The sequence below is a fragment of the Burkholderia sp. D-99 genome (assembly GCF_011605345.1).
In the GTDB taxonomy this organism is placed as follows: domain Bacteria; phylum Pseudomonadota; class Gammaproteobacteria; order Burkholderiales; family Burkholderiaceae; genus Burkholderia.
The window spans coordinates 121,955-133,384 of sequence record NZ_JAAOXM010000005.1; the positions used below are offsets into that span (position 1 = coordinate 121,955).

The 11,430-nt window shown below is 64.3% G+C and carries 9 protein-coding genes; 3 read left to right on the forward strand and 6 right to left on the reverse strand.

Annotated features, from left to right (window positions below):
* Position 1: 1 nt before the first annotated feature.
* The 6 genes from HAV18_RS20335 to HAV18_RS20360 form a co-directional block, all read right to left on the reverse strand.
* Positions 2 to 757, reverse strand: coding sequence for an acetoacetate decarboxylase (locus HAV18_RS20335; protein WP_166959036.1), 756 nt, complete (start codon positions 755 to 757; stop codon positions 2 to 4).
* 86 nt (positions 758 to 843) lie between these two features.
* Entirely contained in the window at positions 844 to 2,076 is a 1,233-nt protein-coding gene (locus tag HAV18_RS20340; RefSeq protein WP_166959038.1) for a CaiB/BaiF CoA-transferase family protein, read from the reverse strand.
* A 90-nt stretch (positions 2,077 to 2,166) separates the two neighbouring features.
* Complete coding sequence (locus tag HAV18_RS20345) at positions 2,167 to 2,970, reverse strand: enoyl-CoA hydratase/isomerase family protein (protein WP_166959040.1); 804 nt, start codon at positions 2,968 to 2,970, stop codon at positions 2,167 to 2,169.
* 110 nt (positions 2,971 to 3,080) lie between these two features.
* Positions 3,081 to 3,434 carry a DUF3331 domain-containing protein gene (locus HAV18_RS20350; protein WP_208102047.1) on the reverse strand — a complete coding sequence of 118 codons (354 nt, stop codon included), beginning with the start codon at positions 3,432 to 3,434 and terminating at the stop codon, positions 3,081 to 3,083.
* A gap of 293 nt (positions 3,435 to 3,727) precedes the next feature.
* Positions 3,728 to 4,969, reverse strand: a complete 1,242-nt coding sequence (locus tag HAV18_RS20355) for a helix-turn-helix domain-containing protein (RefSeq protein WP_166959044.1) — start codon at positions 4,967 to 4,969, stop codon at positions 3,728 to 3,730.
* A 106-nt stretch (positions 4,970 to 5,075) separates the two neighbouring features.
* Positions 5,076 to 7,898, reverse strand: a complete 2,823-nt coding sequence (locus HAV18_RS20360; protein ID WP_166959046.1) for a LuxR C-terminal-related transcriptional regulator — start codon at positions 7,896 to 7,898, stop codon at positions 5,076 to 5,078.
* 728 nt (positions 7,899 to 8,626) lie between these two features.
* On the opposite strand from HAV18_RS20360, the gene HAV18_RS20365 reads away from it, so the two are divergent.
* The 3 genes from HAV18_RS20365 to mdtN all read left to right on the forward strand — a co-directional run bounded on the left by HAV18_RS20365 (position 8,627) and on the right by mdtN (position 11,427).
* Positions 8,627 to 9,709: a porin gene (locus HAV18_RS20365; protein WP_166959048.1), complete on the forward strand. Its 1,083-nt coding sequence runs from the start codon at positions 8,627 to 8,629 to the stop codon at positions 9,707 to 9,709.
* Positions 9,710 to 9,957: 248 nt separating this feature from the next.
* The gene (locus HAV18_RS20370) at positions 9,958 to 10,359 is read left to right on the forward strand and encodes a YtcA family lipoprotein (protein ID WP_243771732.1); all 402 of its coding nucleotides are present in this window, start codon (positions 9,958 to 9,960) and stop codon (positions 10,357 to 10,359) included.
* A gap of 15 nt (positions 10,360 to 10,374) precedes the next feature.
* Positions 10,375 to 11,427 carry a multidrug transporter subunit MdtN gene (gene mdtN, locus HAV18_RS20375; RefSeq protein WP_166959050.1) on the forward strand — a complete coding sequence of 351 codons (1,053 nt, stop codon included), beginning with the start codon at positions 10,375 to 10,377 and terminating at the stop codon, positions 11,425 to 11,427.
* Positions 11,428 to 11,430 lie beyond the last annotated feature (3 nt).

The window sequence follows — 11,430 nt, forward strand, 5'->3', positions numbered from 1 at the left end:
ATCAGGATGCGTTCGATGGGGCGCGCAGATAGTCGTGGACGACTTCGGCGCCTGCGATCGTCAGGTCGGTCAGGATATGGATCGCGGACAGCACCTCGAGCACCGGCAGCTTGGCGACCGGCGCGAAACAATGCGGATGCAGTTCCAGCGACGCAGGCCCGGTCCACGCGCCTTTGACCGTGACATCGGTCACGTGATACCTGACCAGTTCGCAGACCCGGGCCGACCCGTCCACGTGCGGCAGGATTTTCAGCAGGAAGCCGGGCGCCTCGAGGGTTTTCTTGACGGCGGCGAGATCCAGCGGCTCGTACTTGTAGCCCATCGTCGCGGTCGCGACGCGCACGCCGTTGTAGTCGAGCGTTCCCACCAGCGCATCGTTGCGAACTTCGAGCTTCGGTTGCGCCAGAACTTTAGGAAAGCCAAGCAATTCTCGTCCGGACGCAATGCCTGCCTCGCTGTCGAGGTACATGGCGTGGGTGTAACCGCCGGCTGCGCCGTTGAACGATACCGGGATGACCTGACCCGACTCGGTGTAGGAACCCAGCCCGCTCGAATCGGGCATCTTGATGAATTCGTATTTGACGATCGGTTCGGCTGGAAGTAACGGTGCAGGCACTACGCGGGCGAGCGCTTCCGGATCGGTGCGATAGGTCACGATGATGAATTCGCGATCGACAAACCGGAAAGGCGGCCTGGGATAGGCCGGGCTGCAGATCGGCATCGCGTAGGCGCGGGCGCGGATTTCGTCTTCTGTCATGAATGGCTCCGGGGGGGCGGCGGACAATCGCCGGCCGCTGTAGGGTTGCCAGAGAGGCTCTTGCGAGCCGCCTGGCACATCGGGATTCAGGTCTCGCTTTCAAATCGCGCGACAACCCCCGCGTTCTGAAGGCGGGTGATTTCGGCATCGTCGAAACCCATTTCGGACAGGATTTCCGTCCCGTGCTCGCCGAGATTCGGCGCCACGCCGGGCTTGACCTTTTGTCGTCCAACGATCTGGATCGGATTGCTGACCGTGCGCGTGGCGGGCTTGCCCGGCACATCGAGCGGCACGACGATCTCGTTGATCGTCAACTGAGGGTCGTTGATGATCTCCTCGGCAACCTGCACGACGCCGAAGATCACGCGTTCGGCGGTGAAGGCCTTTTTCCAGAATGCCAGCGGTTGGCTGGCGAACAGCGGATCCAGAATGTCGACCAATGCAGCCGAATGCGTGATGCGCTGCTGATCGTCGATAAAGCGCGGGTCTCCCGCCAGTTCCGGCATGTCGATTGCCCGGACAAAGCCTGCCCACTCCTTGCGTTGCGCGGCGACCAGCAGGAACCACCGTCCGTCCGCCGTCTGGTAAGGGTTGAGCAGGGCATTGGGCGGATTCTTGCGGTCGTGTTGGGGAAAGAACCTGCCGCCGTTCAAGCCACCTTCGACCCAGGCCGCCGCTGCCCAGATGCCGTTGGCGATCAGGGACGTCGTCACATGGCTGCCTTTGCCCGTCCTGGTGCGCTCGTATAGTGCAGTGACGATCGCGGCATAAAGCGTCGTCGCCGTGGCGTGATCGCCGATCCCGGGAATCGGAAGCGTCGGCGGGCTGCCGGCGTCGTGGGTGACTTCCATCAGGCCGGAACGCGCCCAGTAGGCCGTGACGTCGAAACCCGGCGTGTTGGCCTCGGGCCCCTCGGAGCCGTATCCGGTGATATCGGCGTAGATCAGCCGAGCATTGAGCGGCGAGAGGGCCTCGTAGGTCACCCCCAAGGTCTCCTTTACGCGCGGCGGGAAGTTGACGACCACGACGTCTGCCCACTTGACGAGGCGTGTCAGCACTTCCCGGGCGTCGCTCGCTTTCAGGTCGAGTGCGATGCTGCGTTTGTTGCGATTCGTCAGTTGCCACGCATAGTTCGTGCTGGCGACGGGATTCGGCGGAATGCTCGAGAAAAAGCGGTAGACGTCGCCCGTGCCGGGCGGTTCGATCTTGATGACGTCTGCACCGAAGTCTGCGAGGATCGTCGTGGCCGCCGGCCCGGCAATGTAGCTCGCGAGATCGAGCACCTTGAGACCGGAAAATACGTGTTGTCCGTCAGTCATTGAAGTGTTCCGAATTCAGGGTTGGGGATTCAGGCAACGCAGGCGGGTGTTTTTTCCAGCTGCAAGCCAGGACGACGAGGTAGTTGGATGTCAGCGCCCCGCGAACTTCGGCGGGCGTTTCTCGAGAAAGGCGGTAGTGCCTTCCTTCTTGTCGTCGGTTGCCGCGCACAGCGCGAAGAGCTTTCCTTCCAGCGCGAGCCCTTCGGGCAACGCCGCGTTGAGTCCGAGGTTGACCGCATCCATCGCATACGCGACAGCCAGGGGCCCGTTGGCGGCAATTTGAGCCAGGATGGCTTCGGCCCGGGCGATCAGCGCGTCGGATTCGACGACTTCATTCACGAGGCCGATTCGATACGCTTCCTCGGCCGACACCATCTCGCCGGTCAGGATCATCTGCAACGCGATACCCTTGCCGACGAGGCGAGGGAGCCGTTGCGTGCCGCCGAAGCCGGGGATGAGGCCAAGCCTGATTTCAGGTTGTCCGAACTTTGCATTCGGACTGGCCAGCCGGATCGTGCAGGCCAGCGCGGTCTCGCATCCGCCGCCGAGTGCGAGACCGTTCACTGCGGCGATCACGGGTTTGCCGAGACGCTCGACGAGATCGAGCAGCGCCTGGCCGGCACGTGTACGCTGTTCCGCGTCGATCGCTGTCGCGTTGGCCAACTCATTGATGTCCGCACCGGCGATGAACGCTCGATTGCCTGCCCCGGTGATGATCACCCCGCGAACCTGCGGGTCGTCTCGCGCATCTTCAAACGCGGTGCGCAGCTCCGCGATCGCTTTCTGGTTCAGTGCATTCATCACCTCGGGGCGATTCAGCGTGAGATAGGCCGTCGCATTTCGCTTCTCGTAGAGAACCGTGTCGAAGAGGGGGGCAGGGGAATCGTGTGGCATGGGGTCGGCTTCTCAAACAGATGGCATGTGCCTTTTCAAGGCAGGCTTTTCAAACAACTCGGGCTTGCGCCGGCTGGCACCGTCGAACGAGAGACCGAGGGGCCGCGGTCTCAGGAATCGAGAGCGAGCGCGTCCTCGACGACCGTGGCGAGAATCAGGAAATTCAGATTGACCGGGTTCGTATGCCGTGCACGAACCGGTCGATAGATCAGGTCGCCGACTTCGATCGCGGCATGCGTCAGCGCGCAGATACCGGGGCGCCGCGCAATCGCCACCTTCCAGATCTGATCCGCATATCGACATGAGGTCGGGTCTTGCCATGAAACGCTGATCGTCGAGCGGCTCAGCCGTTCCAGGATCCTGGCCGAATGGACCGCAGGGCAATCGGTTGCTCGGGCACTTCGCCCGGCGCTCGAACCGGACAACCGGCGTAGGCCGGCATGCCTCCCGTCGGCGTCGAGCATGCCCACCATGTGCTCCCAGATCGGACAATTCGGCGTACTGATTCCCACCTTGTTACATCCCCTTACATTGAGATCAGTTCAACTTAGCGGTACCGAGTACGACCCATCTTAAGGAGATGCCGATCCATCGCCTATGTCACAACACACAATGAAGTTAGCTATTTTTCCAATTCCGGCGCGACCGGTGGGCAACCTGGAATGGCGGTGCCTGCAACAGGCGCGACGAGACAGCGCAGGGACTCGATCCTTGCGCTGTTTTTCTGTTCAAACGAGGGAGGGGTGCCGGGCCGCTGTTATTTGCGCGCGTTGCGCAGCTTGATGGCCATGTCGAGCTTCGATATCCAGCCGGCATCGTCCAGCCGCGCGCCGAGGATTTTTTCGATGCGCTCCAGCCGGTAGTTGAGGGTATTGGGATGAATGCCGAGCACGCTTGCGGTTGCCTTGCGGCGCTGAAGCTGATCGAAGTAGGTCTGAAGCGTCTCGAGCAATTCCGGTTCACTGGCAAGCTGCTCGACCAGCGAGACCAGATAGCTCAGCACGCGTTTGGTGCCGCGTACGCTTTCTTCGAGGGCGATCTCGGAATACAGGCGCACCCGCGTCTGGTCGGCCCGACCTCGACCGAAACTGAGCGCGCGGCTTGCCTCGTCCGCGGACATGGCCCAGCCCGGCGCGCCTTCGCCCGGCAGGCCGACGCCAATCGCCGCGACCTCGCGCAGGGTATCGGCAACGGACGCAATCTGTTTGCCTGCCTGGCGATCGCTCATGCCCATCAGGTCGCCGATCAGGACGGGGATCCATACGAGCAATCGTCCACCGAACCAGATGTCGAAGACGTCGTCGAGCGGCAACTTGAGGCACCGCGCGGTCGCGGCGACGATCCGGTCGATCTCGGTCTTGAAGGTGGGCGAATTGCTGTCGATCGAATCGACATCGATCGCCAACGCGATTCGAGGGATGGCGCCGTTCAGGCGCAGCGCGGCGGCGGTCTTCGAGAATCCATCGGTGTCGTCGGGAAAATTGCAGATGATGCTGTGTAACTGATAGCGCAGCGATTCCCGCCAGCGCGCCTGTTTGTATTGTTCTTCCAGGTAGGTCTGGGAAATGATTTGCGCGAGCGTGTCGAAAAACTCCATCAAATGCGGAGACACCCGAAACAGGAGTTCGTCGCGCAGGCCGGCGTATTGCTCGTCGAGTTCGATGTAGCAGCACCAGAGTTCGCGGGACCCGAGTCGAAACGCGCGCAGCAGCGCTTCGAGGGGGACGCTCTGGTAGACCCGCCGGCGACCGTATTCGCGGAAGCTCTCGAATGCCGCCTCCGATGGTGGACTGCCGGACAACAGCGTGTCGAGCCATAACCGCGACGACAACGCGATCGAATGGCGGATATCCAGCTTGGTCGGCGAATCGAGATCGACATACGGCTTGACGTTCATGACCGCCTTGCATACCCGATCGATGACGTCCGCGTGATTCGCGACCACGCCTTCGGTCCACTCGCGCAAGGCCGGCGATATTTCAGGGATCTGGGCTGTCACGTCTTCGTGCTCCTGGAAATGGCTTCGCTCGTCCGTCCGTTCGGACGGGGGGCGGGGCGCTGTTTCGTGCTTGATGCCGCGCCACGTCCGGGCGACCCACGGCGCCTTACGGACTTTGCGTCGCGCGAGGTCGACGCGGCTGCATCGTATCGGACTCTTGCGCGTCGCCGCGATCGACCGGCGTCACGCCCAGTCCGCTCTGGACGGCCTCGAACCGCGACCCGACCTTGAGTTTCTCGAAGATGTTCTTCAAATGCCACTTGATGGTCTCGGGCGCTACTTGCAACGCCCGTCCGATTTCCTTGTTCGACAAACCGCGAGCGATCTGGCCGAGGATCTCGATCTCGCGCGCGCTGAGCAGATGCCGGGCGGCAGGCGGGGCGTTGTCGCCTGCCGACCCTCGCCGAGGGTCGAACGCGGCGAGCAGCCGGTCGACGAAGGTCCGTTGAATGCCCGCGCGATCGGACGTGTCGCGGGCCCATCTCGTCAACAGGCGCAGCAACGGCTCGCCTTCGTCGACGAAACTGCTGACCATGCCGTTCGACTGCGCATAACGCAGTGCGTCTTCCAGTGCCGCGGATGCCGCGTCGTGCGCGTTTTCCTGCTCGAGCGCCAGCGCGCGCAATAGCGAGGTTCGTGCTTCGAGGTAGGTCATGCCGGCCCGGGCAAACGCGTTCTTCAGGTCGTCGAGCGACTCGGCGGCCCGATCGGATCGACCCGTGGCGATGTCGAGTCGCGCTTTCACCTCGCACCAGCTTGCCCAGGTCTCGAGGAAACTGCCCATCGGCTCCGGCGGCTGCTCGGGCATCAGTGCTTGCAGCCCGTCGGCGGTTTCCGCTGCGCGATCGAGCCAGCCGCGTTGCAGGCACAAGCGCACGATGTCGGCATCGCACGATGCACGCAATCGCAGCCAGCGCCGGGAGGCGGCCAGTTCCACCCCTTGTTCGAGGCACAGCAATGCCGACGCGATATCGCCATTCCTCGCGTGCAGCCGGGCCGCGGTGCGACAGTAGCTCGACAGCGACCCGAGCGGACACGCTTGCGCGGTGATGGCCGATCGGTCGTTGACGAGTTGCCGGGCACGGGCCAGATCGTTCTGCTCGTAACGGACTGCGGCCAGGTAGCCTGCCGGAACCGCCGCCGCGGCAGAGTTCGGGCAAACGTTCGATTCCGCATAGGCGAGGGCCGCCTCGAACAGCTCGGCCGCCTCCGAAAGACGGCCATTGACCAGCACGTTCAGTCCAAACATCGATTCGCGGTAGACGCTCGCGTAGACGGGTTCGCGATCGACGATCGGAGCGACCGCTCTCCCGTGCCGGATCTGTTCGACCTCGTCGAAGCGGCCGTCGTAGGTCAAGCCGAAGATTTGCGCGGATTCGCCGATCCGCCGGACCCATGCCGGGACCGGCAGCGGAGAAGCCGCCGCTTCGCGGCCGAGATCGAGCGACCGGTAACTGTCGTCGCGAAAGCCGGAGACGGCGGCGGCCACCGCAACCGCCTCGATCTGCAACAGCGTGTCGTTTCCGCTTGAGGACCGCGTGCCGTCGGCGGGGGGGCGCGCGAGATCGGCGGTCACCGACTGCAGCATGCTGTCGGCTTCCGGCGTGTGCATCAGAAAGGCGAGCGCCAACGCGTTGGCAAGCCGCAGCCGCACCCGCGATTCCACCAGTTGGCGAGGCAGCTTGCCGATCAGGTTCAACAGCATGCTGACGTCGCTGCGATCGATCAGTGCCATCGCGCAGTGCTCGACCCAGGTCGCGGCCTGCTGCGCGTCGCCGGCAGCCAGCGCATGGCGCACGGCCTCCGGCCACTGACGCTCGGCCGCGAGCCACTGGCTGGCGCGACGGTGAAGCTTCGGCATCTCGTCGGCGAGTTGCCGGGCCGCTCGCCGCCTGAGTGCGTCGGACATCAGCGCGTGATACCGGAACCATTGCCGTTCGTCGTCGAGCGCGCGGATGAAAAGGTTGTGGCGCTCCAGCCAGTCGAGCTTCTCCCAACTGCGTGCACCGGCGCCCATGATGGCGTCGCAAACGCCGGGGCTCAGCCGATCGAGAATCGACGTGCGCAGCAGGAATTGATAGACGGCGGGCGGCAGGCGGGCCAGAACCGCGTCGTCGAGATACGCATCGATGCCGAACCGGTTGCCGGCAAGATCGCGGGCGACCTTGGCGGCGTCCGTTGCGTCCTGCAGCGACAGCGACGCGAGTTGCAGGCCGGCGATCCATCCTTCCGTTGCATCGTGGAGCAGTTCGACGGCGGGGCGGTCGAGCGTCGCGGTACCCGCGCGCGCGAAGAACGCCTGTGCGTCGTCGGCGGAAAAGCGCAGATCGGATTCGTCGATCCGCAGGAGCTGCCCCTGGGCCTGGAAGTGGGTAAGCGTCAGTTTGGGCTCGCTGCGCGCGCCGAGCAGGACATGGAAGTTCTCGGGGGCATAGCGCAACAGTCGAGAGACCGTGGCCCGCACCGGGGTGGACGAGAGGCGGTCGAAATCGTCGAGGACCAGAAAGACCTTCCTGCCGCAGGTCGCGATTTCGTTGAGCAGGACCGAGACGACGGTCTTGCCGGGCGTCAGCGGATCCTTGCGCAGCAACCGCTCGGCGTGCCGCCCGACACCGCCCGTTCCACGGCTCAGTGCGGCGACCAGGTAAGCGCCGAACTGATCGGGATCGTCGTCGTCGCCGTCCAGGCTGAGCCAGGCGACGAGCTGGTGCCGGGTGCGCAGCACTTCGCACCATTCGGACAACATCGTCGTTTTCCCGAACCCTGCCGGCGCGACGATCAGCGTGACCAGGTGTTCGGCCGCGGCGGCCAGCTTCTTCAGCAGCGGGCGCCGTGTCACGCGGTGCCGGGGCGGCCGAGGCGGCGCCATCTTTGTCTGGATGAGTGAGAGATCCCAGCGTTGCTCGTCAGGATCGGTCGGAAGGTTCATTGCGATATACCCGGTAGATGCCGGCCCATCATAATCCGCGCCGCGATTCGGGCGATGAGGGTTTTCCCACGGGAGGGGGGGCGCCGTATTTCACCCCCCCGACGCCCGGGGCCGACCCTCCCCGTCGGTCGCGCGCACGGCTGTCCGCCTGCTCGTAATCTTGCTCCGGGCTCGCGTTCGTGCGGTACGACCGCACGGTCCATGTTCCGCGCCGTCGCCGGAAGGCGTGATGCTTCCGGTCGAGCGCGTTTCGACAGCACGTAGAGGCATCACGCGTAGCCGCCGCTTCCGCATCCCGGATGCGAACGCGCTCTAAAAGTGGGTGCCGATCCATACGGTGGCGTCTTCCGCGATTACCCGGAGCGGCTGCGCCGCGTGTTCGCCGGCCGCATGGTCGCAGTTGCCGTTTTCAATCGATCGCGGGGCATGGCGATTCGATCGCGTGGCTCGTCAATTCGACGCTGCTTGCCAGGATGATCCGGAAGGCCAGGCTGAAAGTCGTCGATGGTCGCCATCCCTCCATCGTCAATCGCGCGGGCGACGTTGCGTCCATGGTCAAACCCTGCCTGATTGACGACGACTCGCCGCGGGATGCCACATCGGTGCTGCCGGAGAGCGGACCCGGGCCCGGGTCGTAACGATGTTGTCGTGACCTGCGCGGAGTCGTTAAACGCCGTACGGGTAGAAGGCCTGAATCAAAAAATAACTATCTTTATTGGAGATTGTGGATGAAATCGTCAACGTGCCCGCGAACACTGGGTCTCGTCGTTGCGGCGTCGCTGGGTGCAGCGTCCGGACAGGTTCACGCTCAGAGCAGCGTCACGTTGTATGGCGTGGTCGATGCGGCCGTGCTGTACACGAACAAGTCGTTGAACACGACGACAGGAGCGAATGATGGTCACAAGTTCGCGTTGGTCGACGGCGCCGCATCGGCATCGCGATTCGGCTTGAGAGGGGTCGAGGATCTCGGTGGCGGGCTGAAGGCGACTTTTGTCCTCGAGAGCGGCATCGACGTTCCGAGCGGCGGGTTCGGCAATTCGAACGGCAACCTGTTCGGCCGCCAGGCATGGGTCGCATTGAGCGGCGACTTCGGGACGGTCAAGGCCGGCCTGCAATACTCGCCGTTCGTGCTCGCCCAGATCGCGACCGATCCGCGCGACATCGCGTATTTCGGCAGCGGCGCAGTGATCTATGTGGACAACGTGCTGGTGACGGGGCTGTTCAATCAGAGTGCCGTGTCCTATACGAGCCCGGTAATCGCGGGCTTTCAAGGCAGCGCGATGTTGGGACTCGGCGGCAAGGCCGGCGATTTCCAGTCGGGCCGGCAATATTCGGCAAGCCTGAAGTACCAGATGGGCGGCCTGCTCGTCGCGGCGGCCCTCTATAACGGCAACGCAGGCGGCACGGCGGCGACGCCGGTTCCCAGCACCGTGCCGTTCACGGGTCGTTCGATCGGCGCCGCGTACGATTTCGGCAATCTGACCGTCAAGGTGTCCTATGCGCTCTACAAGGTGAGCGGATCGTTCGATAACCGGGTGTACGGCGGCGGGGCAAGTTACCTGATCACGCCCGCGGTCGACGTCGATGCCGGCGCTTGGTACACGAGCGACGGCAACGATACCGGCAATCACTCGCTCTTGACCGCGATCGGACTGAGGTATTTCCTGTCGAAGGCAACGACGCTCTACGGACAGGTCGGGCTGGTGCACAACAACGGCCTGATGAACACCGGGCTGGCGATCAACGGCGCGCTGCACGAGGTCCAGGGCACGACAGTGGGCGCGGTGCTCGGCATGCGTCATACGTTCTAGGGCTACGCGCACGCGGTGCGCCGCACCGGCGTGCAGCGTGCGCGGACCCGATCCGCCGCGGCCGGCATGTGCGAACGACGTGTGTCGGAGCCGCGTGGCGGTGTGCGATGGCGCCCCGTCGCATTGTGAGTTTCTACAACCGCGTTGTCGGTTTTTCCAGTTCTCTCGCCCTCCCTGCGCGCTTACCATCAGGGATCGAGTCGCACGGGGCCCGTTACCGGCCCCCGTTCTTCCCGCCGGTGCCGCACATGCGCCCGGCTCTCGCGGCAGGCGGGCGGCAGTTCGCCCGAGCCCTGTTCCGTCGTGCCCATTCAATCATCGAGTCAACCTTGCGGCATTCGATCATGCCTTTCTTGCCCGCTGTCGTGAGTCCTTTGCAGATGCGCTCATCCATCACCCGGAAATTCGTCCCGCTCGCCGCAAGCCTGTTGCTTGGCGGCTGTGTGCCGGCGCCGTCGGTCGCCGTGTTCGGCGCTGCATTTCCGGACTGGCTATTCTGCATCGTCTTCGGCGTGCTGGGCACCGTCATCGTTCATGTCGTGCTGGGCAAGCGCGGCAAGCGCGCGTTGCTCGCGCCGCTCGCGATCAGTTACCCGGCGCTTTGCGCGCTGCTCGCGATGGCTTGCTGGCTGCTCTTCTTCCCCCACTGATCACGCGTACCGTCTATGTCCGATGCCTCCCGCGCCTCGCGCAAAAAGTTACTTCCCGCGTTGCTCGTCGTCGCCGCACTGGTGCTGCTCGGCATCGTGCTGTGGCGGATCGACCAGGCACCGAGCACCGACGACGCGTACGTTTATGCGGACACGATCAACGTGGTGCCGGAAGTCAACGGCCGCATCGTCGAGATGCCGGTACGCGACAACCAGCAGGTGAAGCGGGGCGACCTGCTGTTCCGGATCGATCCACGGCCGTACCAGGATGCGCTGAATCAGGCGCGGGCGCGGCTCGAGACGCTCGACCAGCAGATCGCGCTCACGCAGCGTTCGGTCAATGCGCAGCAATACAACGCCGAATCCGTGAAGGCGGCGGTCGAGCGGTCGCGCGCGCAGGCGAATCAGGCCACCGATACGCTCCACCGTATCGAGCCGCTGCTGACGCATGGCTACACGTCGGCGGAAGACGTCGATCGGGCCCGCACCGCGCAGCGGGCGGCGCAAGCGGAATTGAATGCGGCGATGCTGCAGGCCCGGCAAGCCGCGGCGGCGGTGAGCGGCGTCGAAGCGCTGGTCGCGCAACGCGCCGAAGTCAACGCGCAGATCGCGATCGCCGAACTGAATCTCGAGTTTACCGAGGTGCGTGCGCCGTTCGACGGGCGGGTCGCGGCTCTGCGCACGACGCTGGGTCAGTTCGCTTCCGCGCTCAAGCCGGTTTTCACGTTGATCGATACGCGTCACTGGTATGTGATCGCGAATTTCCGCGAGACCGATCTGAAGGGCGTTCGTACGGGGATACCGGCCACCGTCTACCTGATGAGCGACACCGGGAAGCGTTTCGCGGGCCAGGTCGATTCGATCAGCTACGGTGTGCTTCCCGACGACGGCGGCGTGGTGCTGGACGGGTTGCCGCGCGTGCAGCGCAGCATCAACTGGGTGCACGTGTCGCAGCGCTTCCCGGTCAAGATCGCGGTGGAGAATCCGGATCCGGCGATATTCCGGGTCGGCACGTCGGCGGTCGCCACGCTGCGCCGCGACGACCACGCGCACGATGCGTCCCGTTGAGCG

Coding starts and splice junctions, on each gene's coding strand:
- HAV18_RS20340 (WP_166959038.1), bottom strand. CDS start 2,076: ATGACTGACGGACAACACGTATTTTCCGGTCTCAAGGTGCTCGATCTC.
- HAV18_RS20345 (WP_166959040.1), bottom strand. CDS start 2,970: ATGCCACACGATTCCCCTGCCCCCCTCTTCGACACGGTTCTCTACGAG.
- mdtN (WP_166959050.1), top strand. CDS start 10,375: ATGTCCGATGCCTCCCGCGCCTCGCGCAAAAAGTTACTTCCCGCGTTG.
- HAV18_RS20365 (WP_166959048.1), top strand. CDS start 8,627: ATGAAATCGTCAACGTGCCCGCGAACACTGGGTCTCGTCGTTGCGGCG.
- HAV18_RS20335 (WP_166959036.1), bottom strand. CDS start 757: ATGACAGAAGACGAAATCCGCGCCCGCGCCTACGCGATGCCGATCTGC.
- HAV18_RS20370 (WP_243771732.1), top strand. CDS start 9,958: ATGCGCCCGGCTCTCGCGGCAGGCGGGCGGCAGTTCGCCCGAGCCCTG.
- HAV18_RS20360 (WP_166959046.1), bottom strand. CDS start 7,898: ATGAACCTTCCGACCGATCCTGACGAGCAACGCTGGGATCTCTCACTC.
- HAV18_RS20350 (WP_208102047.1), bottom strand. CDS start 3,434: ATGCTCGACGCCGACGGGAGGCATGCCGGCCTACGCCGGTTGTCCGGT.